The organism is Candidatus Methylacidiphilales bacterium (genome assembly GCA_028713655.1).
Lineage (GTDB): Bacteria > Verrucomicrobiota > Verrucomicrobiia > Methylacidiphilales > JAAUTS01 > JAQTNW01.
The window spans coordinates 1-23,480 of sequence record JAQTNW010000018.1; the positions used below are offsets into that span (position 1 = coordinate 1).

21 protein-coding genes and 3 tRNA genes are annotated in these 23,480 nt (G+C 54.7%); 13 read left to right on the top strand and 11 right to left on the bottom strand.

The features are described 5' to 3' along the window. The first annotated feature begins 64 nt into the window (after positions 1–64). The 4 genes from PHD76_07375 to PHD76_07390 all read left to right on the top strand — a co-directional run bounded on the left by PHD76_07375 (position 65) and on the right by PHD76_07390 (position 2,823). Complete coding sequence (locus tag PHD76_07375; protein MDD5261657.1) at positions 65–1,369, top strand: glucose-1-phosphate adenylyltransferase; 1,305 nt, start codon at positions 65–67, stop codon at positions 1,367–1,369. A 24-nt stretch (positions 1,370–1,393) separates the two neighbouring features. Further along, a complete protein-coding gene (locus PHD76_07380) occupies positions 1,394–1,966 on the top strand; it encodes a hypothetical protein (GenBank protein MDD5261658.1) in 573 nt (190 codons plus the stop codon). A gap of 167 nt (positions 1,967–2,133) precedes the next feature. Further along, positions 2,134–2,685 (top strand): hypothetical protein, encoded by a 552-nt coding sequence (locus tag PHD76_07385; protein MDD5261659.1) that lies wholly within the window; start codon positions 2,134–2,136, stop codon positions 2,683–2,685. 67 nt (positions 2,686–2,752) lie between these two features. Beyond that, positions 2,753–2,823, top strand: a tRNA-Gly gene (locus tag PHD76_07390). A 319-nt stretch (positions 2,824–3,142) separates the two neighbouring features. Here the strand turns inward: PHD76_07390 and PHD76_07395 are convergent. The 5 genes from PHD76_07395 to nifJ all read right to left on the bottom strand — a co-directional run bounded on the left by PHD76_07395 (position 3,143) and on the right by nifJ (position 11,033). Next, positions 3,143–4,807 (bottom strand): peptide chain release factor 3, encoded by a 1,665-nt coding sequence (locus PHD76_07395; protein MDD5261660.1) that lies wholly within the window; start codon positions 4,805–4,807, stop codon positions 3,143–3,145. Positions 4,808–4,919: 112 nt separating this feature from the next. Beyond that, entirely contained in the window at positions 4,920–5,396 is a 477-nt protein-coding gene (locus tag PHD76_07400) for a hypothetical protein (protein ID MDD5261661.1), read from the bottom strand. 290 nt (positions 5,397–5,686) lie between these two features. Then, positions 5,687–6,037, bottom strand: coding sequence for a cyclic nucleotide-binding domain-containing protein (locus tag PHD76_07405; GenBank protein ID MDD5261662.1), 351 nt, complete (start codon positions 6,035–6,037; stop codon positions 5,687–5,689). 362 nt (positions 6,038–6,399) lie between these two features. After that, positions 6,400–7,398 (bottom strand): dihydroorotate dehydrogenase-like protein, encoded by a 999-nt coding sequence (locus tag PHD76_07410; GenBank protein MDD5261663.1) that lies wholly within the window; start codon positions 7,396–7,398, stop codon positions 6,400–6,402. After that, the gene (nifJ, locus tag PHD76_07415) at positions 7,395–11,033 is read right to left on the bottom strand and encodes a pyruvate:ferredoxin (flavodoxin) oxidoreductase (protein MDD5261664.1); all 3,639 of its coding nucleotides are present in this window, start codon (positions 11,031–11,033) and stop codon (positions 7,395–7,397) included. Before nifJ ends, PHD76_07410 begins: the two co-directional genes overlap by 4 nt. Before the next feature lie 212 nt (positions 11,034–11,245). Between nifJ and PHD76_07420 the strand changes: the two genes are divergently transcribed. Further along, positions 11,246–11,319, top strand: a tRNA-Arg gene (locus PHD76_07420). A 170-nt stretch (positions 11,320–11,489) separates the two neighbouring features. Then, on the top strand, positions 11,490–11,951 hold the full coding sequence (locus PHD76_07425) for a DUF2721 domain-containing protein (protein MDD5261665.1): 462 nt from the start codon (positions 11,490–11,492) through the stop codon (positions 11,949–11,951). Here PHD76_07425 and PHD76_07430 read toward each other — a convergent pair. After that, positions 11,932–12,873 carry an aldo/keto reductase gene (locus tag PHD76_07430; protein MDD5261666.1) on the bottom strand — a complete coding sequence of 314 codons (942 nt, stop codon included), beginning with the start codon at positions 12,871–12,873 and terminating at the stop codon, positions 11,932–11,934. The genes PHD76_07425 and PHD76_07430 overlap by 20 nt on opposite strands. 261 nt (positions 12,874–13,134) lie before the next feature. On the opposite strand from PHD76_07430, the gene PHD76_07435 reads away from it, so the two are divergent. Next, positions 13,135–14,106 carry a ferritin family protein gene (locus PHD76_07435; GenBank protein MDD5261667.1) on the top strand — a complete coding sequence of 324 codons (972 nt, stop codon included), beginning with the start codon at positions 13,135–13,137 and terminating at the stop codon, positions 14,104–14,106. A gap of 331 nt (positions 14,107–14,437) precedes the next feature. Here PHD76_07435 and PHD76_07440 read toward each other — a convergent pair whose 3' ends face one another. Further along, positions 14,438–14,872, bottom strand: coding sequence for a hypothetical protein (locus PHD76_07440; GenBank protein MDD5261668.1), 435 nt, complete (start codon positions 14,870–14,872; stop codon positions 14,438–14,440). A gap of 501 nt (positions 14,873–15,373) precedes the next feature. On the opposite strand from PHD76_07440, the gene PHD76_07445 reads away from it, so the two are divergent. Both PHD76_07445 and PHD76_07450 read left to right on the top strand, forming a co-directional pair. Continuing rightward, complete coding sequence (locus PHD76_07445) at positions 15,374–15,781, top strand: hypothetical protein (protein MDD5261669.1); 408 nt, start codon at positions 15,374–15,376, stop codon at positions 15,779–15,781. Between the two features lie 252 nt (positions 15,782–16,033). Next, positions 16,034–16,396: a hypothetical protein gene (locus PHD76_07450; protein ID MDD5261670.1), complete on the top strand. Its 363-nt coding sequence runs from the start codon at positions 16,034–16,036 to the stop codon at positions 16,394–16,396. Positions 16,397–16,480: 84 nt separating this feature from the next. Here the strand turns inward: PHD76_07450 and PHD76_07455 are convergent, their stop codons facing one another. From PHD76_07455 to pyk, 3 genes are all read right to left on the bottom strand, one after another. Continuing rightward, complete coding sequence (locus PHD76_07455; protein ID MDD5261671.1) at positions 16,481–17,494, bottom strand: HEAT repeat domain-containing protein; 1,014 nt, start codon at positions 17,492–17,494, stop codon at positions 16,481–16,483. A gap of 49 nt (positions 17,495–17,543) precedes the next feature. Then, positions 17,544–17,615 (bottom strand) — tRNA-Thr (locus tag PHD76_07460). Positions 17,616–17,864: 249 nt separating this feature from the next. Further along, positions 17,865–19,319, bottom strand: coding sequence for a pyruvate kinase (gene pyk, locus PHD76_07465; protein ID MDD5261672.1), 1,455 nt, complete (start codon positions 19,317–19,319; stop codon positions 17,865–17,867). An 81-nt stretch (positions 19,320–19,400) separates the two neighbouring features. Here pyk and PHD76_07470 point away from each other — a divergent pair, with 81 nt between their 5' ends. Beyond that, complete coding sequence (locus PHD76_07470) at positions 19,401–20,057, top strand: UDP-N-acetylglucosamine diphosphorylase (GenBank protein ID MDD5261673.1); 657 nt, start codon at positions 19,401–19,403, stop codon at positions 20,055–20,057. Between the two features lie 149 nt (positions 20,058–20,206). On the opposite strand, the gene PHD76_07475 is transcribed toward PHD76_07470, so the two are convergent. Then, positions 20,207–21,166, bottom strand: coding sequence for an acetyl-CoA carboxylase carboxyltransferase subunit alpha (locus tag PHD76_07475; GenBank protein ID MDD5261674.1), 960 nt, complete (start codon positions 21,164–21,166; stop codon positions 20,207–20,209). 215 nt (positions 21,167–21,381) lie between these two features. On the opposite strand from PHD76_07475, the gene PHD76_07480 reads away from it, so the two are divergent. From PHD76_07480 to lgt, 3 genes are all read left to right on the top strand, one after another. Beyond that, on the top strand, positions 21,382–21,924 hold the full coding sequence (locus tag PHD76_07480) for an iron-sulfur cluster assembly protein (protein ID MDD5261675.1): 543 nt from the start codon (positions 21,382–21,384) through the stop codon (positions 21,922–21,924). A 112-nt stretch (positions 21,925–22,036) separates the two neighbouring features. Next, positions 22,037–22,447: a response regulator gene (locus tag PHD76_07485; protein MDD5261676.1), complete on the top strand. Its 411-nt coding sequence runs from the start codon at positions 22,037–22,039 to the stop codon at positions 22,445–22,447. A gap of 130 nt (positions 22,448–22,577) precedes the next feature. Next, the gene (lgt, locus tag PHD76_07490) at positions 22,578–23,399 is read left to right on the top strand and encodes a prolipoprotein diacylglyceryl transferase (GenBank protein MDD5261677.1); all 822 of its coding nucleotides are present in this window, start codon (positions 22,578–22,580) and stop codon (positions 23,397–23,399) included. Positions 23,400–23,480 lie beyond the last annotated feature (81 nt).

Consider the following 23,480-nt stretch of genomic DNA (forward strand, 5'->3'; position numbering starts at 1 on the left):
AATTCCACACATAAAGCTCTTGTTCTACCCGCGTCTTTTCTATAACGTCAATGTAATCTCACCTATGCCCAAAAATTACCCTGATCTTGGCCGTGTCATCGGCGTCATTTTGGGCGGCGGCGCGGGCACGCGGCTTTTCCCTTTGACCAAGGAACGGGCCAAACCCGCGGTCCCTTTGGCCGGCAAATACCGGCTGGTTGATATCCCGATCAGCTTGTGCATCAACTCAGGCATTAAGCGCATCTTCCTGCTTACGCAATACTTAAGTTCATCCCTGCACCGCCATGTTTATCAAAGTTACCGTTTTGATGACTACCATCCGCGCGGATTTATTGAAATCATGGCGGCCACGCAAAAGGTCGATAGCAGCGGATGGTATCAGGGCACGGCCGATGCGGTGCGGCAAAATCTCACCCATTTCAACAATCACGACCATGAATGGGTGTTGATCCTGTCGGGCGACCAGCTTTACCGGATGGATTTTAGAAAGATCATAGCGCAGCATGTTTCCACCGGGGCGGATGTGACCGTGGCCACCATACCGGTTGCGAGGGAACCCGCCCGCAGTTTTGGGATCATGCAGATCAACGAGCATCACGAGATCGTGCGTTTTGTTGAAAAACCCAAGCAGGACGAGTTGCTCGATACGTTGCGGATTGGACGCGAGGCTTTGTCGCAAATTGGCAAACCGGAGGATCATGACTTGTTCCTGGCCTCGATGGGGATTTATGTGTTCAACCGGAGAGTGCTGCAGGAAGCGTTGGACGATCCTGCCGGCCAGGATTTTGGCAAGGACATCATTCCCGGCCTGATTGGAAAGAAAAAAATCTATTCCTATGTTTACCAGGGTTACTGGGAGGATATCGGCACCATCCGCGCCTTTTACGATGCCAATCTGGATCTGGTTGAGCCGTTGCCCAAGTTTGATTTTTTTGACAGCAATTCGCCGATTTACACCCGGGGGCGTTTTTTGCCGTCTTCAAAAGTGAATGAAAGCCGGATCGAGCGTTCCATTATAGCGGACGGCTGCGTGCTTTCAAAGGCGGAAATCACGCATTCCATCATCGGAATCCGCAGCCGGATTGAGTCCGGAGTGCAGATCCGCGATTCGATTGTCATGGGATCGGATTATTACGAGACGGATGCCAGTCTGGAAAAAAACGCGCGTACGAAGCGTCCGGCCATCGGCATCGGGGCGAACAGCCGGATCCAGGGGGCGATCATTGACAAGAATGCCCGCATCGGATGCAATGTGGTGATCCGGGCGGAGGGAAAGGTTGAGAATATCGATTCGGAGCTTTACCATGTCAGGGACGGAATCGTCATCATCCCCAAAAACACGGTTGTACCCGATGGCACGGTCATCTGATAAAATGAAAGGCATGTCCATTTTGTGAAAGATTCCGCGTTTAGGGTCTCCCTCCGCGATTCGCACGGCAGCGCGGTTTTGTTTTTGCCCTTGTTGCTGTGCGGGATTCTTTTGCCGGGTGGCATCCTGCGAGCCCAGGATGTTCTTCATAGTGAAGGCCGTAAAATCGATCTGGGGGACGTTTCAGTGAAATTTGCGCGCAACATGAAATTGTTGGAGCCTCTCCTTCCGGAGTCTGAGACGCAGCAAATGATGGAGGTTGTGATAGGAAAGGCGGGGGACCTGGCCTCACTTTATCGCGCGGGTGGCGGGGCGAACCGGAGGCGCAAGCTGCTGGACGAAGAAGATGCGCTTTTGCACAAGCCTAACATATCGAAGGTGGACCAAAGGCGGCTCGAAGATTTGCAGCAGGAAATTAAAAAGGCCGATCCGGACGGCGTCTTCCAGAAAGGCCGGGATGATATCCGCAAATCGATCCTGGAACTGCAGGGCATGCTCTCGGTACTGCATGCATCAGACCCGGACGTGCAGGATGTTATCCGGATCGCACAACAACATCTGCAACTATACCAAACCGCCCTTTCCAAATACCAATGAACCGCTATTTCCTTCTTGCTCTCCTGCCCCTGATCTTTCTTGGTGCACGGGCCGCCTCCGGACAAACGGCTGAACAGCCGGCATCCTCTCCCAGTGTGGCTCCCGCAGACCCAACGTTGTCTCTGTCCTCTCCCCTGGCGGCTATGCCGAAAAAGGATGCCCCGGTCATGGCAAGTGAACTGGTTAAAAGAGTTAAAAAGGAGAATGATGATGCCGCGAAGCGCATTTCCGAGATAGATAAAATCGTCAATCCAATCATGGAGGAAACGGCTGTCAAATTGTATGGGATCAAACCCGAGGAATTCAGATTCCTGCGGATGCAATCGCAGAGCCAGGCGCCCTCCACTTTTTTTAGCAAGCAGCGGCGGCTGGATACGAGTTCGATTGATGGGATTGTGCAGTATTTTGATGATGCCTATCAAGCGTTGCAAGCCCAGGAGTTTTGGTTTGGGCGTGAAGAGACTCTTGTTCCGCAGGATGCGCAACTTTATGAAACCATGAAAGCGGATGTGTTGGGCTCGATCGCCAGCCGTCCGGATGGCTCAAAAATTCTCGACATGTTGAACGAAAGGGCCCAGCTCGAAGCCAAGTTGAACAGCAACCTGCCGCTGTACACTTATTTGAGCCAGCGGCGCGAGTGGTGGAAATACTATCCGGACTATAAAAAGGCCGTGGAGAGCGATTCCAAGGTGAAATCGGAACAGATGTCGCCACCGTGACCTGCGCAGACACACGCGGAAAATCAGCGTTGAAATTTTCAGGTCCCTCCTTATGATGTGCTTTTACGCGCCCGTAGTTTAGTGGTAGAACATGAGCTTCCCAAGCTTGGGATGAGGGTTCGATTCCCTCCGGGCGTAAGCAATCACAGCATGCGCCCTCAAGTGCGCGCTTCAAGAGTCCATTAGCGATAGTAAAATCGACTTGTAGTTGTCCTTGCCCTTTTCCAACTCCGACAAATCGATGAACTCGTTCGAGGTGTGGGCTTGTGGATTGAGCCGCGGCCGAGCGCGACCGGGGGGGATTCCCCAGGCCGCAAAAACGGCGGCGTCGCAAAATCAGGACGCAGGCTTTTTCGCCGGTGCGTGTTGTGCCGGGGTTGTCAGCGGGGTTGACGCTGGGGGATTCGGACCAGGCGTTGCAGCAAGAGGGCGGTTGGGCTGGAGCGTGGCATGGGTTTTATTTTTTTGAGGCCTGCGGGAAGGGGGCCTGCGAGATTTCCCAGTCCGGATTTTTTTCCGCCAGATATTTGGCCGCCCAGGCGGTGGGGAGCAATACGACGCGCTCGCCAAAGGAGTCGCGAACCAGCGCGGCGTCATTCGCCAGGACCGGATCAGCGGGTTTTTCCGTTTGATTGTCGGGAGATTCCCTGATGGGCCTGATCCAACGGGCCAGTTTCCAGGCGGACATTTCCATGCGGCATTCCGCTCCGTATTCGGACTCGAGGCGGTATTTAAGCACGTCGAATTGCAGGGGCCCCACGGCCCCCAGCAACGGAATGCGTTGATAGGACTCGGGTTGTTCAAAGGCCTGTGCCAGGCCTTCCTTCAGAAGCTGGTCCAGACCTTCCCGGAAACGCTTGAATTTTGCCGGGCTGGTATTGTGGAGATAGGCGAAACATTCGGGCGCAAAGCGCGGGATTTCATCAAATACGACGCCTGCTTTTTCCGAGAGTGTGTCACCGATCTGGAAATCGTGGTTGCCGACAATGCCGACCACGTCGCCCGCCCATGCTTCATCGACGGTTTCCCGTTCCTGGGCGAAAAGCCGTTGCGAGTAGGACAGGCGGATTTGCTTTCCCGTGCGGCTGTGAAAGACATTCATGTCACGTTGGAACACGCCGGAAACGATGCGGATGAAGGCAACCCTGTCCCGGTGTTTGGGATTCATATTGGCCTGGATTTTGAAAACAAACCCTGAGAAGGAGGGATTGTTAGGTTCCAGGGTTTCGGAACCGGTTTTGCGCGCGGCGGGCGGGGGCGCCAGTTCCAAAAACTGGTCGAGTAAAAGTTGGACGCCAAAATTGTTGGCCGCACTGCCGAAGAATACCGGAGTCAGCCCGCCGCTCCGGACACGGTCCAGATCAAAGTCCGAGCCTGCGCCGTCCAGAAGTTCCAGTTCATGGCAAACACGCTGGTACACATCAGGCGCCAGCACGTCCCGAACCGCGGCATCGTGTATATCCCGGACGCTGACAGGAGCGCAAAACGCCCCGCCTGCGACGCGTTCAAACAAATGCACCTGCCGGGTTTTGCGGTCGAAGATGCCCTTGAATTCCGGGCCATCGCCCAAGGGCCAGTTCAACGGGCAGGCATGGATGCCCAGCACATTTTCCAGTTCATCGCAAAGTTCCAGCGGCGGACGCGCGGGCCGGTCCAGCTTGTTGATGAAGGTAAAGATCGGCACGCCGCGCTGGCGGCAGACCTCAAACAGTTTGCGGGTCTGGGTCTCGATGCCTTTGCCGGCGTCGATGACCATGACGGCGGCGTCCACGGCCGTAAGCACGCGGTAGGTGTCTTCGGAAAAATCCTTGTGCCCGGGTGTGTCGAGCAGGTTGACGACGCAGTCCTTGTATTCAAATTGCAATACGGTTGAGGACACTGATATCCCGCGTTGCTTTTCAAGCTCCATCCAGTCGCTGGTGGTGGCGCGCTGGTTTTTCCGGGCGGTGACGCTTCCCGCCAGTTGAACGGCCCCGCCATAGAGCAGGAATTTTTCGGTCAGGGTGGTTTTACCGGCATCGGGGTGGGAGATGATCGCAAAAGTGCGCCGCCGCGCGACCTCGCGCTCGATGGCGGGGTTGCCGGTTGCGGGCCTTGACCCAACGGATGACAGTACGGACATAAATGAGCAACTCCAAAGGAAAAAATTGAAAGATCAAAACAATACGCAAAATCGGCTTAACGCAAAGCAAAGGTTGGATAGCCTTGCTGCCCTTATCGGGAGGTTTGATCCATTATTGGGGAGGATTTTCCTCGTCTCGTCTAATCATTTCCGCGGCATCGATCCGGTCTTTGTCCCGCCATGAGTCTTTTTTCAACTCCCACAGGGCTTTGCGGTTGAGATGGCGCACGGGAAAAAGCGGATTTCCAACCCGCGTTTCCACGCTTTGCACAAATAACTGCTCGTAAGACTTGTCATTCAGCAGCGTGAAAATATCGAGGGGACAGTCGTCTTCCATAATTCGGACTGCGCCGGGCTCAAGCGGCAAATCTTCAGGCGTTAGATCACCGCCGTAACCCTGGCCGAATTCCTTCAGCGTTTCAGCCAGATTTTGGATATTTTGGCGTTCAACACTGACAAGAATATCAAGATCCTCCGTTGTCCGGACAAAGCCATTGAGGCCGACGGCCACCCCACCGCAGACGAGAAACTTAACCTGATGTCCGACCAGCAGGGCCAAAAGTTTTTCGAAGTCGGGTGCGCCGTTCATTCGTTTTCCAGAGGTCGGGGCCGAAAATGGCCTTTGCATTCCGCCGCAGTTTGAGGATTCGGGTCAAAGGATCGCTTTGCTTGCCCTTGCCGATGATTTTTTTAATCACAAGGGGCAGTGTGCCAAAGCGCGGGATAATTGCAGCAAGAAATAATAAGGCGTTTCCAATTCAAAAAAATCTCATTCAGGCGGTTTTGCTTGTAACCCGGATGTCCCTGCACCCCTGTTCCTGCCACATTTTGGAGCAGGACACTTTGCAGGGGTTTTCAGGAACGGGTGAAACATCCGGGTTAGGGCTTGATGAAACGGTCCATCGCCCGGATGCGCTGAACCATCGTGCGCAGAACGCGCAGGGAGAAAAACGGGGTTTGTTGTACCATAAAAATAAACTGCTTTTCCGTAAGGGGCGACAACTCCACTTCCGTCTTGGCCATCGCTTTGGCGGAGCGCCCTTGGGAGTCAATCAAGGCCATCTCCCCGAAAAATCCGTCCTTGCCGACCGTTTCCACGAGCTGATTCGATATATACAGCTCCACTTCGCCTTTTTTGACAATATACATTAGATTGCCTGGGTCGCCTTCTTTGAAAATAATGTCGCCGGGCTTGAATTGAACATTCGTTGACTCTGTCTGTACGGTCATTTTAGAACTCCTGCTGATTGGTTTACCCAAGCCCCGATTTTACGAAATCTGGCTTCATCCGACATTTGCCAGATGTGATGTCTCTGTAAATAAACGGTTTACCCGTTCATGCCCACAGGAAAACTGTTACAATTGTGTGACAACTAGCCCGGATGTTTCACATGCTTCTGAAACCCCGTGCAAAGTGTCCTGCTCCAAAGTGTGGCAGGAACCGAGGGTGCCGCGACATCCGGGCTACAAGCAAAACCGCCTGAATTGGTGTTTTGTTTTGATTTTTGAATTGGAACTGCCTTATTTGGAGGCGGTTTTGCAATAAGCTGCATAGGCCCAGCGCGAGTCTTTCCGCTGTTGCCCTCAGTTGCTCAGATCCGCCAGCCTTGGAGGACGCGCATGTAGTTCCCGCGCTCGAATGCGGCGGGATCGGGGCAGGTTTTCAGACTCATGGAACCCCGAAGTTGTTCCACGCTTTCGTATTCGTGTTCGTCCATCCATGTTTCCAGGCCGCGGAGCAAAAATCCAACATGGGCGGGCCCGTTTTTTAAGAGGGTGGAAACGACCTGCACGGTTGTGGCTCCGGCCATCAGTCCTTTGACCAGATCGAGCGAGCGGTTCACGCCGCCGGACAGGGCGAGGTCCAGGCCGCAAAGCCCGTGCAGGGCCGCCAGCCAGCGCAGCCGCAGCAACAATTCCGAGGAATCGGAAAGGTGAAGGCGCGGAACCGCTTCAAGAAGCTCTACATCAATGTCAGGCTGGTAGAAGCGGTTGAAAAGCACGGCCGCATCGGCGCCGGACTGCTCCAGCTTGCTTACAAAGTGAAGCGGCGCTGTGAAGAAAGGTGAAATCTTTACGGCCAAGGGCAGGGAAACCCGGCCTGACACCTGCGAGACTGTTTCGAGCAGGCGCGTCTCGATCTCCATGGAAGTTTCTTTTGGGTTTGCCGACACCTGATACAGATTCAACTCCAGCGCGTCAGCGCCCGCCTTTTGGATCAGTTCCGCATAATGGGTCCAGCCGCCTGGCGTGACCCCGTTGAGCGAGGCGATCACGGGTATTCCCAGCGCCTCCTTGAGTTTGGCGATGTGCTCGAGGTATTCCTGCGGGCCGTGCGCGTAATCTTCGTTTTCCGGGAAAAAACTCAGCGCCTCAGAAAAGGAATCGCCATGAATCTGGGTGTGATAGTCCGTGGCCATGTCATCGGCCGTGATTTGCTCCTCAAAAAGCGAATGCAGAATGATGGCGGCGGCCCCGGAATCTTCGAGCTGCCGCGCTGTGTCCATTCTGTCAGCCAACGGTGAGGCTCCCGCAATGACGGGGTTTTTCAGCGTCAGGCCGTGGTAACAGGTTTCGAGTTTGGCTGTCATGACGCAGGTTCTCCGGCCGGGTTTGAATTTGTCATGTGTTCAAGATGGCGGTATTGCGCAAATTTTCTTTTCAGTTCCTCCTGCGCTATTGCGCCCAGGGCCTGGGATCGTTCGGGATCGTTCTGCTTTAAAATCCGGTAACGGGCTTCGTTTTCCGTGTAGCGTTCCAGGGGGATCTTCGGTTCGCTGGAATCCAGTTGCATGGCCGCCTGCCCGGCTTCGGCGCGCCGAGGGTCGAAGCGATACAGCGGCCAGCAAGCGCTTTCAACGGCGAGCTTTTGCTGATCGAGGCCAATCTCCATTGAGTAGCCGTGCGCAATGCAATGGCTGTACGCGAGGATGAGCGAAGTTCCCGGATAGGCTTCCGCTTCGGCAAACGTTTTGACGGTTTGCGAGTCTTTGGCGCCAAAGGCCACACGCGCCACATAGACGCTGCCGTAGCTCATTGCAATGAGGCCGAGATCCTTTTTCGTGTGCGCCTTGCCGTTGACGGCAAATTTTGCGACTGCGCCCATCGGAGTGGATTTCGAGGCCTGGCCGCCGGTGTTTGAATAGACTTCGGTGTCGAGGACCAGGATATTGACATCCAAACCCTGGGCGAGGACATGATCCAATCCGCCGTAGCCGATGTCGTAAGCCCAGCCATCGCCCCCGATGATCCATACGCTCTTTTTCACGAGATAATCCGCCAGAACGACGAGTTCGCGCGCGATGGGATCGGGCTTGGCGGCGAGTTTTTGTTTGAGCGCCGTGACGCGTTCGCGCTGTGCGGCAATTTCAATTTCATTGCTTTGAGGCGATTGGATGAGCGCGGTGACCAGATCGTCGCCGACGGCGCCATGCAAAGCCTGGAGCAGGAGAATGGCCTGGCCTTTCTTTTGGTCCGCGCCCAGACGGAGACCGGCGCCGAACTCCGCGTTGTCCTCGAACAGAGAGTTGGCCCAGGCTGGGCCGCGTCCGCTGGCGTTGGTTGTATAGGGCGTGGTGGGCAGATTGCCTCCGTAGATGGAGGAGCAGCCGGTGGCATTTGCGATCAAGGCGCGGTCGCCAAAAAGCTGGCTGACCAATTTGATATAAGGAGTCTCTCCGCAACCGGCGCAGGCGCCGGAGAATTCAAACAGCGGTTCAAGGAATTGCGAATCCTTCACTTCGGATGTTTTGAGAATGGAACGGTCCGGATTGGGGAGGCTGAGGAAATAATCCCAATTGACGCGCTCGGCTTTAAGCAGGGGCGCCTGGGGCGTGATGTCCAGAGCCTTGTGTTTGGGATTGGATTTGTCCTTGGCCGGACACACCGTCACGCAAAGACGGCAGCCGGTGCAATCCTCGGGCGCAATCTGGATGGTGAAACTGTTTCCGGGACGCTCGCGCGAGCGGAAGGGCGCCGACTTGAAGGTTTCCGGCGCGTTTTGCAGGCTGCTTTCCGGATAAAACTTGGCGCGAATGCTGGCATGCGGGCAGACCATGACGCATTTGTTGCACTGGATGCAAAGCGAGGAGTCCCAGACCGGTATTTCCTGGCTGAGATTGCGTTTTTCCCAGCGGGCGCTGCCTGTCGGCCAGGTGCCATCCGGAGGGAAGGCGCTGACTGGGAGCGAATCGCCGCGTCCCTCGAGCATCGGAGCGGTGACCCGGCGAAGAAATTCCGGCGCCTGTTCGGGAACAGCAGCATGGCGGCTGTGAAGGGCCGTTACCTGGTCGGGGACGCGGACTTCGAAAAGATTGGCGAGGGTCTGGTCCACGGCCTCGCAATTTTTTTGCACCACGGCGGGGCCTTTGCGGGCGTAGGTTTTTTCAATGGCTTTCTTGATCTGGGTGATGGCTTCCTCGCGCGGGAGCACCCCGGACACCGCGAAGAAACAGGTTTGCATGATCGTATTGATGCGTCCGCCCATGCCGGCTTCTCTTGCAACTTGATAGGCATCGATGACAAACACGCGGAGCTGTTTTTCCAGAATGCCGGATTGCACCTCGAGCGGCAGATGGTCCCAGACGGCATCCGGTCCATAGGGGCTGTTGATCAGGAAGACCGCGTTGGGCGCGGCGTATTTGGTGATCTCATATTTTTCCAGGAATTGCCACTGGTGGCAGGCCAGGAAATTGGCCTGGCGGATGAGGTAGGGGGCCTTGATCCGGCGCGGACCGAACCGCAGGTGCGAGATGGTGATGGCGCCGGATTTTTTGGAGTCATAGACAAAATAACCCTGCGGATGGTAGCTGGTCTGCTCGCCGATGATCTTGATGGTGTTCTTATTCGCGCCGACCGTGCCGTCGGCTCCCAGCCCGAAAAACAGCGCCCGGATGGTGTCATGGCTTTCGATGTCGAATTCATCATCGACTTTTAGCGATAACCCGGTGACGTCGTCGGTGATGCCGACGGTAAAATGCTGTTTCGGCTGTGGTTGAAGCAGTTCGTCGAAAACGGCTTTGACCATGGCGGGCGTGAATTCCTTCGAGCCGATGCCGTAACGCCCGCCGATGACCTGGACGTTCCCGGGCAAGCCATGTTGGGCGCCGGATTCGTGCAGGGCGGTAATCACATCCTGATAGAGAGGCTCACCGGCTGAGCCGGGTTCCTTTGTGCGATCTAGGACCGCGATGCGAAGGACGCTTTTTGGCAGGGCGGCGATCAAGGCGTTGCAGTCAAAGGGCCGGTAAAGCCTGACTTGCAGCACGCCATGGCGGCCTCCGTTTTTGTTCAGGGTTCTCAGTGTTTCCACGGCTGTCTCGCTCCCAGATCCCATGATGACAAGCACATTTTCCGCCTGCGGATGCCCGTGATAATTGAAGAGATGATATTCACGTCCGGTCAGCGCGGCGAAACGGTCCATGATTTTTTGCACGGCCCCGGGCGTTTTTTGATAAAAGGCGTTGCAGGCCTCGCGGGTTTGGAAATAAACATCCGGATTTTGGGCGGTTCCACGGATGACAGGGCGTTCGGGCGTCAAGGCCCTCTCATAAAAGGCTGCAATATCCTTTTGATTGACCAGGCTGCGGAGGTCTTCGGGACTCAGGGGGTCGATCTGGTTTAATTCATGTGAAGTGCGGAAGCCGTCGAAAAAATGGAGGAAAGGAATGCGGGTTTGAAGCGTCGCCAGGTGCGAAATGCACGACATATCCTGCGCTTCCTGCACGTTTGAGGCGCAGAGCATGGCGAAGCCGGTCTGGCGGACGGCCATCACGTCGGAATGATCGCCGAAGATGGAAAGGCCGTTGGTGGCCAGGGCGCGCGCGGCGACGTGGAGGACGAACGGAGTGAGTTCCCCGGCTATCTTGTACATGGCCGGAATCATGAGCAGAAGGCCTTGGGATGCGGTAAATGTGGTGGCTAATGAGCCCGCTTGCAGCATGCCGTGGATGGTGCCGGCCACCCCAGCTTCAGACTGCATTTCTATGACGGTTGGGATTTGCCCCCAAAGGTTGGTTTTCTTTTTGGCAGCCCATTCATCCGAGGATTCGCCCATGGCCGTTGAAGGGGTGATGGGGTAGATGGCAATGGCTTCACTCAGCAGATAGGCGATGGAGGCGGCAGCTTCATTGCCGTCAAGGGTGACCTTTTTGCTTCCCTTGGACTGCTTGCCTGTGGGGCTGGTGACAGACGCTGATGCTGGAGAGGTAATAGGGGCAATCATCATAATGAAGATAAGCTAATCTATTAATTTTAGTCAAATAAGAAATTGTGATGACAGAGAAACTATTTTTTATTTTGCTACTGCCGCTTTGCCTGCCTGGCCCCAAGTCCTCTTGGGAAATCCCCCGCTGGCCTTTCTTGTGCCACGCCAAGGTTGAAGCCGTTAGGAATTTACTTGCCCTGAGGGGCGGGCGCTTTACGCTCAAAGTTTCCGAGGCGCCCGTAGCTCAGTTGGATAGAGTACAAGTTTCCGGAACTTGGAGTCACAGGTTCGAATCCTGTCGGGCGCACGCTTTCAAACCAGTTTCAAGCCTTCCTCTACGTCCTTCGCGATCTTCCTGTAAAAAGGTGTTGTTTCCGGAGAGTTGGAGATGGAGTTTGAGCAAAAGTAAGTGGTTAAAACAGGTTATTGTATAACGCGATTGACTTGGCCGGTAAAAAATCCTCAGATTAGCACGACATGGACCCCATCAATCCTGAATCTTTTTCCAAGCTGCTCCAATATTCCATTTCCCCCGTCGTCCTGATTTCCAGCGTGGGACTGCTCCTGCTCTCCGTCACCAACCGGTTGGGCCGGACGATTGACCGGTCCAGGTCCCTGGCCAAGGAACTGGACGAGGCCGGGCAGGAGCTCATTGAAGATCATACGGAACAATTGAAGATCCTGGTGCGGCGCGCCGAATTCCTGCGCAATTCCGTGACGCTGATTGTGGCCAGCGTCTTTTTTTCCTGCCTGATGGTGCTCTTTTTGTTCCTGCTGGTTTTTCTCGGAGTCCGGCTTGAGGTTGTTGTGTTGGCGTTGTTTTGCCTCAGCGTATTTTCACTGCTCGGGTCGGTGATTTATTTTTTCGCCGACGTTTTGATGGCGCTCCACGCGCTGAAAATCGAGGTGGCCCGGCACCTCACTCCTCGATCTCCATGATTTCCGCGGGAGTGAGTTTTAAACCCGCAGCCCCGATAATGCCCTCCACCTGCTTTGCGCTGCGCGCGCCCACAATGGCGCCTGTGACGGACGGCAGCCGGAGAGCCCATGAGATGGCGACTTCGCCCGCCGAGAGGCCGTGCCGTTGCCCGATTGTCTTGAGCCGTTCCGCCATGTTGAGGTTTTCCGACAATTGAGGCTCCTGGAATTGGGCGTTCCCGGGGCGCCAATCATTTGGGGGAAGACTGGCAACTCGCTCGCGTGTCATGGCGCCGCTGAGCAGGCCTGAAGCCATCGGCGAATACACGATCACTCCAATGTCTTCCTGCAGGCAATGCGACAGAAGCTCCGCCTCGATGTCGCGGCGGATCAGGGAATAAGGCGGTTGGAGCGAGGTGACGGGCGCGATGCTCTGCGCTTTGCGGAGTTCTTCGAGGCTAAAATTACTGGTCCCGATCCATCGGACCTTTCCTTCCTTTTGCATCTTGGCCAGTTCAGTCCAGCCCTCCTCGGTTTCGGCGAGATCATCAGCCGGCCAGTGGATTTGGTAGAGATCGATCACATCCACGCCGAGGCGGCGCAGGCTGTTTTCCAGTTCCTTGCGGAGCGAGGCGGCTTTGAGGGAATAATCCACTTCCCGTTTTTCATTCCAGATCATGCCGCATTTGGTGAACACAAGGGGCCGCGGGCCGGACCATAAGTCGAGGGCTTTTTTGACGACCTCCTCGGAGTGTCCCAGGCCATAGACTGCGGCGGTATCGATCCAGTTGATTCCCAATTCGAGCGCGCGATGGATGGCGGCAATTGACTGCGCATCATCCTGAGGGCCCCAGCCGAATTTCCAATCGCCGCCGATGGCCCATGCGCCGAAGCCGATGGGGGTGATATGAAGGTCCGAATTGCCGAGCTTGCGGGTTTTCATGGGGTCAATGTAGGCGCGGGTCGGGTGTCTGCAACTGCTATTGGGGCTTTCAGCTCCCGGCTGTCAGCGCTCAGCCTTCAGCAATCTGACTTCAGGAATCATCATTTCCTTCCATGTTCTTTGCGTCCTTCCTGTAAAAAATGTGTTATTTTCGGAGAGTTGGAGAGGGAGTTTGAGCAAAAGTAAGTGGCTCATTCGTGTTCACCATGGTTAAATCCGGGTTGAAGGCCGTTGAATAGCGGCTACTGTTGCAAATAATCTATGGCTCGACGTTTTGATGAATTAAGCGCACCGGAAATTTTGGCCCTGGCCATTACTTTGGAAGAGGAGGATGGCCGGATTTACGGGGAATTTGCGGAAAGGTTGCGGACTTCTTATCCCGCCACCCACCGCGCACTGCTCCGAATGCAGGAAGAGGAGGCGGGCCACCGGCATCAATTGATCGAATGCTACCGGCAACGGTTCGGGGAACATATTCCGCTGATCCGCCGACAGGATGTCAAAGGGTTTGTCACCCGCAAACCGCTCTGGCTGGCCAAGGTTTTGACGCCGGCCCAAGTACGCCGCGAAGTCGCGCTGATCGAATTGGAAACACGGCGCTATTATGAAGCGGCCATTGAGCGCGCCAATGATGCGGGCGTGCGGCAACTTTTGGGGGACCTGGCCCAGGCTGAAAGCGAGCACAGCCATCTGGCCGACGAAATGGAAACGGAATTGTCGGCCAGCGGCGCGAAAGCGGAAGAGGATGCGACCCAGCGCCGCATGTTTGTCTTGCAGGTGGTGCAACCCGGCTTGGCGGGGTTGATGGATGGTTCGGTATCGACCCTGGCGCCGTTGTTCGCCGCGGCTTTTGCCACGCACAGCAGCAAGGACGCTTTTCTTGTCGGCCTGGCGGCCTCGGTGGGCGCGGGCATCAGCATGGGGTTTGCGGAAGCGTTGTCGGACGACGGGGCCATGAGCGGCCGCGGCCATCCCTGGCTGCGCGGCGGCGTTTGCGGGTTGATGACGGCCCTGGGCGGCATTGGGCACACGCTGCCGTATTTGATCCCGGATTTTGGCGTTGCCACGGCGATATCAGCCGCGGTTGTGGGCGTTGAATTGGCTGCGATCTCCTGGATCCGCCATCATTTCATGGACACTCCGCTGCTCGCGGCGGCGTTTCAGGTGGTTGTGGGCGGGGTGCTGGTTTTCCTGGCGGGAATAGTGATAGGCTTCCTGGGCGGAAGGGATTGAATCACGGACTCCGGCTTACGTCGTGAGCGGGGTGACGCAGAGAAAAGTCAGAATCTGAATTTAGCCGCAAAAAAGCGCAAGATACGCAAAAGATTAGAACCACACATTTTTTGCTAAAACGGCAACGCCGTTTTGCCTTTCAGCCCGGGGTTGGCCCGCTTGCGGGGCCACCCTGGGAATATGAATCCAAAAAATCATCCCGAACCCTGAATGGGTTCCGGCAATTGGATGAAGCAGACGCAACCCGCGTTGGGCTTGAAAATCATTTTAAAAAATACCCAGGGTATCCGCTTCCGCGTAGTCTTCGGCGCGAAACTACAATGCTTTCGTGTTACAAAAAATACTCAGCATTTAGAGAAAAATGACTGCTTAGTTTGCGGATATGTTCCGCGGTAAGGTTGCGTTCTTCTCGGAGGATTTTGTTTCCCATCGTGGCATCCAGACCCAGGAATCGCCCCAGATCGGAAGGGTTCCAGTTCGCCGAGTCCAGAAGTGATTGCAGGCGCTCAGGGAGTGTTAATTTCCTCAATGAAAGATTCTTTTCGTGTTCCGCCTCGTAGGCGAGAATCAAGTCGGTCAAAAGCTCAAAGTAGTCGTTCTGATCCCGGGTGAATTGTTGTTCAAAACCGGCCATTGCCTCTGCGATTTCGAGCGCATTTTCATAACCTACTTTGTCGTGGATCGGGCGTGGCAGGCAGAGGGTGCAAAGCTGGCGATACTCTTTCGGAAAATCCGCGAAGTGAAGTTGCTTGCCGTTTTTTTTCATAGGGCTCCTTTCCACTGGTTCTTACTGTATTCCGAATGTGTCATAAAGTGGAGAGTAAAAACCCGTTGCGTGTTAAAATGCACGGCGGCGATGAGGCGGTAATTATTGCCCGAAATGTTAAAAACGACCACATTCCGTCCACTGCCTACCTGAACCAGATCTGCCGACCGGTACACTTGTCTCAGCGCTGCAAAGTTTTTAAATCTTGCCGCCTTAACGAGTGCGAGCCATGCCGACAGTGACGATGCGGCTGTGGGATGTTTGCGTGCCCACAGATGCACGGCCGCCGGCTTAATGACTTGCATGCGTAAGGACAAAATGTCCTAATTTGTGTTTGGCGTCAAGTGGAGAAACGTGGAGGTTGTCCATGGTCCAAATTCATGCATGCTGGTGGCATGCGCGTGGCGCCTCTGAAACAAACCGGTTTCAATTTCCGAAATAGGTTGAATTCCACCTATCCAGATAGATTGAATTCAAGCTAATATGCTGTTAGCAAATGACATGAATACAAAGACCAAGAAAATATTTGCAAGGTTGATCCTTGCACTTTTTGTCTTGTTGATTCTTGTCGGGTTTATCATGCCGCAAACAGGTCGTCCTATTCCAGAAGTGAAGGACTTGAACTATATTCGGCAGTTGTCCATTGCCTTATTTGCTTATGCAAATGACAACAGGGGATATCCAGATCAAATGGAGGCAATACTGAATAAAAAATATATCGAAGACTCTCCTTACTTGAGAGATGTTATCAGACGAACCACCTATATTAAGCCCCCTCAAAATAAAACTGAAGCCAAGCATGTCATGCTTATACTTCCTCTTAAAGGTGGCGTTGCGGTTTCATATTCAGATTTAGACACTGTTTTTATACGAGAAAAGAAATCGCTAACCAGCGCATCTAGCCAATGACCTAACCACCACCAGCAGGTTCTTTGAAATGATCTTCCGTAATTCCACCCTCAACCCCGTCTTGATGCTCCTCCACGCTGGCGCCAACCGCCTTGCTGAGCCTTTCACGGAAAGAACCGCTGCCTGAACAGCAATGAAAACAGCCACGATTCTGATTGCGTTGGGTGTTGCCGGACTGATTTATGTGCCTGCGTCCTTGGCTGTTCTTTATTTCCAAACATGGAGCGAGATGAGTAGGAGCGGGGGAAAAGAATGGACCATGGAATATTTTTCGGATTATCTGAGCGCCTTTCGTCTCGTACTTATTCCCCTGATTTCCTTGGGCTTCATAGTTGCCGGCATTTTATTGAAGAGATTAAAGACGAAAATGATCGGAATGGGTATCCGGTAAATTTTCAACCAACTCGTTTGTTAAGCGGAAATGATATGGGCGATCTCATCGAAGTTTTAATTCAAATCCTGTGGTGGCCCTATGATGCATGGAAAAGCACCACCGAAAATTCCAGAGTTGGAACTTCTCCGCAGGAAGAAAAAACGATTCGATTTTGGGCCACCTGTGCGATCATCGGGGCCGTAATTTTGAGTATCCTTGGAACTGTTCTTTGGATTTATTAAAAATGCTTTTCTTCGCGTCTTGGCGGCTTCGCGCGAGAAATTCCCCGATCTGCGGCATGCAGCGGATCAAATCAGCGGGGAAAATCAATTCCCGCCGGTGATTCGATTCAGCGCGATCAGGCAGGCGGTGCGCACGTTTCCGTTTTGCTCCTTGTCCACAGACAGGGTTTTCAACATCGGTACGGAGTCTTTATCCTGAAAAATTCCCAAAGCCAGGATGGCCTCGATTCTAACCCGCAGGTCCGGATGGTTTACAGTTCTCCGCAGGCCGGGCAGGGCGGCGGGGTCCTTGCTTTTTTCAAGCGCGCGGATGATATCGCGCAGGTCTTTGTTCTCAGGATTATCCAATTGCGCCAGCAGCACCCGGAGGCCTTCGGTGTGGCCGATGTTGCTCAAGGCGATGGCGGCCATTGTCTGGATTGCGAAATCATTGCTGGATAAGGCATTCAGATACGCCTGCTTGTTTTCCTCGGTTGCCAGTTCCTCAAGCGCGTTCCGCACATTTTTTTGCACGTAACTGTCGGGATCATTCACGATGGGGAAAAGGGAGGCGGCCGCCTGAGCGTCGCCTATTTTGCCCAGGGCAAAAGCGGCTTCGCCGCGGACGGACCAATCCTCGTCCTTGAGGAAATCAACCAGGACCGGGATGGCTTTTTTATTTTTCAAATCGCCCAGGGCCTGGACCACGGCGTGGCGGACGGATTTTTCCGGGTCTTTGGAGGCTTTGATCAGGGGATTCAACGCATTGGGATCTTTCATCGGCCCGAGTGCGCGGGCGGCGGTCACGCGGATGATGGGGTCTTTATTGCCCAGGGCCTTGTACAAGATGGTGTCCTTGGGATTCACATCCTGCAGGGTGCGGTAGGCGGCGATGGCATAGCCGGGTTGTTCGACTTTCAGAAAGAAGAGCACGCGCTGGCGGAGCAGCTTGACGCTTTTGGGATTATCGCGGAGGGCTTTTTCCAGAATGGAGCTGGCTTCCTCGTACTTGCGTTGTTCCATGAGGTTGTTGCAACTGGTGATGATCGCCGACTCCTTGCCGCAACCTGAGAAGAGAACGCAAAGGACGATAAGCTGGAGAAAGGTGAAAATACGCATGCAGCCATGTTATGCGGGAGGGTTTTGAAGGCGCAAGAAGATTTGGGGGAGCCGACTATCGGATTTGAACCGATGACCGGCTGATTACAAATCAGCTGCTCTACCACTGAGCTAAGTCGGCAAGAGGGCCAATCATCATGGCCGAAGCCCTGAAATTGTCGATTTGAATCTGGAGTTTTAACATGAACTGGAGAACGCGTTTTTACAGGAAGATCGCGAAGAACGCTGAAGCTTGCCCGCGAAACACACGAAGGTCACGAAAGGAAGGCCCGCCCGAGGATGGATTTGTCAATGCACCTGCGCCCAGACACAGAGGGCTTGAAACTGAAGACTGAAAATCCGCCGACGGACGGATTCGCCGGGCGCGAACTTAAAACTTGGAAGGGGAATTAGCCGGCGGGTAGGCGAGCGGCTGGAACTGGCCCAGGAGGCGGTATTGCACGGACCAATAGCGTTCGCCGTTGTGGTACTGATCGGTCATGACCACCAGTTTCGCGCCTTTGGGAAGAACCTGCTGTTGCAGGAGAAGGTCTTCGGCCAGGTCGATGTTTTGCAGGGGGCTTGTGGAAAACTTCAGGACGAATGGTTTGACGGCATAATGCATGCAAAGCTGGCGGGCGATTTGAGCGTCGGGCGTGAACGCAAAGATCGGCGTGTGGCGCGGGCGCAGGGCTGCGCAGATGCGGGCGCTATAACCGGTGTTTGTGAAGACAACCAGGGCGTCGGACTTCAACTGGTTGGCCATGTGTACGGCTGAGGAGGCAATCCGGTCGTGTTCATCCCTCAACACCAGGTCGCTGTGGAAGCCAATGCTGCCGCTGCGTTCGATGCGGGCGGCCACTTTGTCCAGGACTTCCACGCATTTCACGGGGTATTTCCCGACGGTGGTTTCGCCGGACAGCATGATGGCGTCGGCCTGCTCAAACACCGCGTTTGCCACATCGGTGATCTCCGCGCGGGTGGGCAGGGGGTTCTGGATCATGCTTTCCAACATGTGGGTGGCGACAATCACGGGTTTGCCGACCGCGAGGCACTTTTTGACGATCTGGCGCTGCACAATGGGAAGCTCCTCGTACGGCCATTCAATGCCCAAATCTCCACGGGCCACCATGATGCAGTCGGCTTCCCGGATGATTTCGCTGACATTATGCACGGCGGACTGGTCTTCGATTTTGGCCACGATCTTGATGGACCCGCCGCCTTGGGCCGCGAGCACCTGGCGGAGCAGGTCCACGTCGTTCCCTTCGCGGACAAACGAAAGCGCGATGATATCGACGCCGGTTTCCACGCCGACCTTGACGTCGGCCAGGTCTTTTTCCGTCAGGGCGGGCAGCTTGACCCGGATGCCGGGCAGGTTGATGTGGCGGCGGCTGCCGAGCGAGCCGGAGGTCATGACTTTGCAGACCAATTCCTGCTGGCGCTTTTCCTGGACCATCATTTGGATGACGCCATTGTCAACCAGCACGACATCCCCGACGTTGATGTCGCTCAGGAGTTCGTCGTAGTTGGTATCCACGGAATGCTCCTCCTCGGAAACATGGCCGCGGACGGTAAAAGTGAACGAGTCGCCCACCTTGAGGTCGAGTTTGTTGGGCAAATCCCCGGTGCGGATGGCGGGCCCTTGGGTGTCCATCAGAATGGCGGTGCTTTTGTCTAGTTCGGCGCTGAGGTTGCGGATCGTGGGGACAATATGCCGCACCCAATTATGAGAGGCATGCGACATATTGAGCCGGAACACATTGACCCCCGCGATGATCAATTTTTTAAGCATCTCGGGCGACTCGGTTGCAGGCCCGAGCGTTACGATGATTTTGGTCTTACGCACAACCCTGTTTAATGGCAGAGTACCGCCGCTTGGCAATGCCGCTTTTCTTGCCACTTTGCGGAAAGTCGCCAAGATGCCGGGATGTTCAAAGCCGAGGATTATCTCGATCTAAGCCAGACGGAGCATGTCACGTTATTTGAGGGGACCGAGCATGTCTGGGAAGCGATCAAGCAGATTGAAGTTTATCTGAAATTCCGCCTCAAGCCGGCAATTCACGCGCAGGCCATCGGGAAACCGTTCATCAGCAACCAGGTTTTTATCGGCGAAGGTTCCGTAGTCGAACCCGGGGCGTACATTGCCGGACCGGCCTGGATCGGAAAGAATACCGTGATCCGGCATGGCGCGTATATTCGCGAGAATGTGATTGTGGGCGACGGGTGTGTGCTCGGCAATAGTTGCGAGTTTAAAAATTGCCTGTTGTTCAACGGCGTGCAGGTCCCGCATTTTTCGTATGTGGGGGACTCCATCCTGGGGTATCAAGCCCATCTCGGAGCCGGAGCCATTCTTTCCAATTTCAGATTGGACAAAAAAGAAATTTCCGTCCGGCATGAGGGCAAAAAAATCTCCACGGGTCTGAGAAAATTCGGCGCGATAATCGGCGACAGGGCCGAGGTCGGTTGCAATGCGGTGATTAATCCCGGGAGTTTGCTGGGACGCGGCTCTGCGGTATATCCCGGAGTGGTTTGGCAGGGGGCACTGGCGGAAGGAGAGGTTGCCAGGAAGAGCAATTGCATGTAGCCTACATGTCCCATGCGCATTCCTCCCTGCCGCGGGTGAGAAAGGGTGCGCGGTGGTTTTTTAAAACTGAGGTGAAGGATGCAGGCTAATATTGCGCGAAGGCGCGCAAGAACGAAGACAGAACGTTCTTTGGGTTAAAACAGAGACTGCTACGTTTCAAACGGACCGTAGTTGCGGTAGCGCTCGTAGCGCTTTTCCATGAGCTGCTTGACCGGTTGTTTTCCCAGTTCCGCCAACGACCTTAGCAAGGCCGCTTTTACATTTGCGGCGCCTGTGTCCCAGTCTCGATGTACGCCGCCCATGGGCTCGGGGATAATCTCATCGACAAATTTCATTTTCAGAAGGTCTGGCGCCGACATCTTCAATGCGGCCGCCGCCTGCGGGGCAAAAGCCCGGTCTTTCCATAGAATGCCTGCGCAACCCTCGGGGGAGATGACAGAATAATAGGAATTTTCGAGGATGAGGATGCGGTCCGCCACGCCGATTCCGAGCGCGCCGCCGCTGCCGCCCTCGCCAATGACCACGGCCAGCACCGGCACGTCGAGATTGAACATTTCGCGGATGTTGACGGCGATGGCCTCCGCAATGTGGCGCTCCTCCGAAGGAACGCCGGGAAATGCGCCGGGTGTGTCGATAAAGCTGATGATGGGCAGTTTGAATTTTGCCGCCATTTTCATCAGGCGCAGGGCTTTGCGGTATCCTTCCGGGTGGGCGCAACCAAAATTGCGCATGAGGTTTTCCTTTGTGTTTCGGCCCTTTTGGTGTCCGACAATCATGACGGGACGTTCGTCAATGATGGCCAAGCCGCCGATGAGGGCTTTGTCGTCGCCGTAGAGCCGGTCGCCATGCAGTTCTGTGAAGTCCGAACAAATCCGGCTGATATAATCGAGGGTGTAGGGGCGGCTCGGATGCCGGACAATCAAGACGCGCTGCCACGGGTTGAGATTTCCATAAATCTGTTTTTGAGCCTGCGCGATTTTTGTTTTGAGCTGGCGAATCTCGTCTTTGAGATCCACATGGTGGGTGCTGGAGTGGGAGAGTAGCTCTTCCATCATCCGTTCCAGCTCAACTAATGGCTTTTCAAATTCCAGTGGTGCGATTGGCTTCATGCGCGGCTGTCGTCAACGAGGGTTTCCGATTTATCATCAAATGGTTACATTTGTTTTTCTAGTTTAACGTCATTAAAAGATTGGAGTTTGAGGGTTGGATTACAAGAATAAATCATGGAGCCTTGACTAAGCGGACTAATGAGCCACTTTGTCATTTTGGCTGTTGAACCCCGGAGTTGATGCATCTTATCGCCTCCATGGATATGCCGAAGAATATGACATCAGAAAATACAATTATCCTCCAGCGCGACATTAATGGAGTGCAGATTCCCAACGGGAATATTGTGACCTTAAAAAAGGGGGAGACTGTCGTACTTACCCAGTCATTGGGCGGCAGTTTTACCATACATGCTGTGGCTCACGGGGGCTTGTTTCGGATTGATGGCAATGACGCCGGTGCTTTGGGACTTGAACTGATGCAGTCCGACGGTGTTGTTTCGGCGAAGCCCATCGAGGAGCAGGTATGGGAAGTTCTGAAAACATGTTATGACCCGGAGATACCGGTCAATATTGTGGACTTGGGCCTTATCTACGGCATGGAAGTTTCCGAAATCTCCAGAGGCAAGCGGGTTGCCGTCAAAATGACATTGACCGCGCCGGGGTGCGGCATGGGGCCGTCGATTGCGGATGACGCGCGGCGAAAGGTGCTGGCCTTGCCCGGGATTGTCGAGGCGTATGTGGAGATTACCTGGGATCCGCCCTGGACTCCCGCGCGGATCACGGGTGAGGGAAGGGCGATGTTAGGGTTGGAAGATTGACGGCACTTTGCCGCCGGAATCAGGCTGCGTGGGCGGTACAGGCGTCTGGCTGTTCACAAATGCCCCGAAATCGGATTTGACTCCATCCGCTCTTGCGCCTGTAATTGCACTTGTGAGTTTACACCACCACCCAGTGCCGGGGCTTAGTATTTTGATTCTGGATGATGACCGCCTTGTTTTGAGTTTCCTTTCCGATTTTCTCAAGCACAAGGGGCATGCCGTCACGCCCATTCTGGATGCCAGGGATTTGGAAAGGGCGGTTCGTGAAAACAAGTGCAATGCCGCGGTTGTGGATATTCGTTTGAAAGGTGAGGAAGGGCTCCAGTTCATACCCAAAATCAAGGAGCTGATTTCCAACGGTCCCGTGATCGTTTTTACCGCTCTTGGGTACAAGGAGGAGCAGATGCAGCGGGCGCTCAAGCTGGGCGCCACGGGATATGTCAGCAAGCTGCTTCCTCCGGAGGAGTTGTACGCCGCCCTGATGCGCGCGTTTGAATCCCATGCCGCGGCGAAGGCTCCGTAGGAAGTTTTCCCTCATCGCCAGGTTTACCGTGCTGGCGCGAGGCCTGTTTTATATCATTCCAGTATAACTAATTCATTCTGCAAAATATTTGGAGCTTGCGCAGGCGCCCCGGGCGGGCAAATTGGGGCGTATGCTGGCTTATTTCACCCATCACTTCAGCCCCTTTCTTTGGCAATGGTCGGGCAACTGGGGAATCCGGTATTACAGCCTCGCGTATGTCATGGGCTTCGCCGCGTTTTATTTCGGCCATCTTTATTTTTACCGGAAGGGATACTCCGCCTTAAAGCCCGAGGATGTCCTGGATCTTTTGAGCTGGATGGTGGTGGGCACCCTGGTGGGCGGAAGGCTGGGCTACTGCCTCTTGTATGACTTCCAAAATACGATCGAAGACCCGCTCTCGATCATTGCATTTTGGAGGGAAGGCGGGCTTCGAGGCATGGCCAGTCATGGCGGTTTTATCGGCATCATCATCGCCGCGTGGTGGTATGCGAAGCGGCATGGATTTGAATTTTGGCGCCTTGCGGACAATGTGGCAGCCGTGGCGCCGATTGGGATTTTTTTGGGAAGAATCGCAAATTTTATCAATGGCGAGTTGTGGGGCAGGCCGTCAAATGTGCCGTGGGCTGTTATTTTCCCCGATGCGCCGTCCGTGAATGGCGTACCGGTCCCGCGCCACCCTTCACAACTTTATGAGGCTGTCCTGGAAGGGCTCCTCCTTTTCGCGCTGGTGTGGTTTGTCCGGCAACGCAGGACGGCAGCGGGGATTCCGGCGCTGGTTTTTTTGGGCGGCTATTCGCTTGCCCGGATTATTTCGGAATGTTTCAGGGAACCTGATGTGCAGATCGGCTATTACTGGGGATGTGTGACACAGGGCCAATTATTGTCGGCCGGGTTGCTGATTTTAACGGCAATCCTTGCATGGTGGAGATGCAGGATGGGAAAAGTCGAATAGGCTAACCTGCATATTTCATACTCATTTTGATGATCGACCTGTTGGTGCTATTACCCAACAGTGGAAAGACTTTAGTAGCGG

Coding starts and splice junctions, on each gene's coding strand:
- PHD76_07445 (MDD5261669.1), top strand. CDS start 15,374: ATGAATACAAAGACCAAGAAAATATTTGCAAGGTTGATCCTTGCACTT.
- PHD76_07405 (MDD5261662.1), bottom strand. CDS start 6,037: ATGACCGTACAGACAGAGTCAACGAATGTTCAATTCAAGCCCGGCGAC.
- PHD76_07480 (MDD5261675.1), top strand. CDS start 21,382: ATGACATCAGAAAATACAATTATCCTCCAGCGCGACATTAATGGAGTG.
- PHD76_07455 (MDD5261671.1), bottom strand. CDS start 17,494: ATGCGTATTTTCACCTTTCTCCAGCTTATCGTCCTTTGCGTTCTCTTC.
- PHD76_07400 (MDD5261661.1), bottom strand. CDS start 5,396: ATGAACGGCGCACCCGACTTCGAAAAACTTTTGGCCCTGCTGGTCGGA.
- PHD76_07395 (MDD5261660.1), bottom strand. CDS start 4,807: ATGTCCGTACTGTCATCCGTTGGGTCAAGGCCCGCAACCGGCAACCCC.
- nifJ (MDD5261664.1), bottom strand. CDS start 11,033: ATGATGATTGCCCCTATTACCTCTCCAGCATCAGCGTCTGTCACCAGC.
- PHD76_07470 (MDD5261673.1), top strand. CDS start 19,401: ATGTTCAAAGCCGAGGATTATCTCGATCTAAGCCAGACGGAGCATGTC.
- PHD76_07450 (MDD5261670.1), top strand. CDS start 16,034: ATGGACCATGGAATATTTTTCGGATTATCTGAGCGCCTTTCGTCTCGT.
- PHD76_07385 (MDD5261659.1), top strand. CDS start 2,134: ATGGCAAGTGAACTGGTTAAAAGAGTTAAAAAGGAGAATGATGATGCC.
- PHD76_07375 (MDD5261657.1), top strand. CDS start 65: ATGCCCAAAAATTACCCTGATCTTGGCCGTGTCATCGGCGTCATTTTG.
- lgt (MDD5261677.1), top strand. CDS start 22,578: ATGCTGGCTTATTTCACCCATCACTTCAGCCCCTTTCTTTGGCAATGG.
- PHD76_07430 (MDD5261666.1), bottom strand. CDS start 12,873: ATGAAAACCCGCAAGCTCGGCAATTCGGACCTTCATATCACCCCCATC.
- PHD76_07475 (MDD5261674.1), bottom strand. CDS start 21,166: ATGAAGCCAATCGCACCACTGGAATTTGAAAAGCCATTAGTTGAGCTG.
- PHD76_07440 (MDD5261668.1), bottom strand. CDS start 14,872: ATGAAAAAAAACGGCAAGCAACTTCACTTCGCGGATTTTCCGAAAGAG.
- PHD76_07435 (MDD5261667.1), top strand. CDS start 13,135: ATGGCTCGACGTTTTGATGAATTAAGCGCACCGGAAATTTTGGCCCTG.
- PHD76_07410 (MDD5261663.1), bottom strand. CDS start 7,398: ATGACAGCCAAACTCGAAACCTGTTACCACGGCCTGACGCTGAAAAAC.
- PHD76_07425 (MDD5261665.1), top strand. CDS start 11,490: ATGGACCCCATCAATCCTGAATCTTTTTCCAAGCTGCTCCAATATTCC.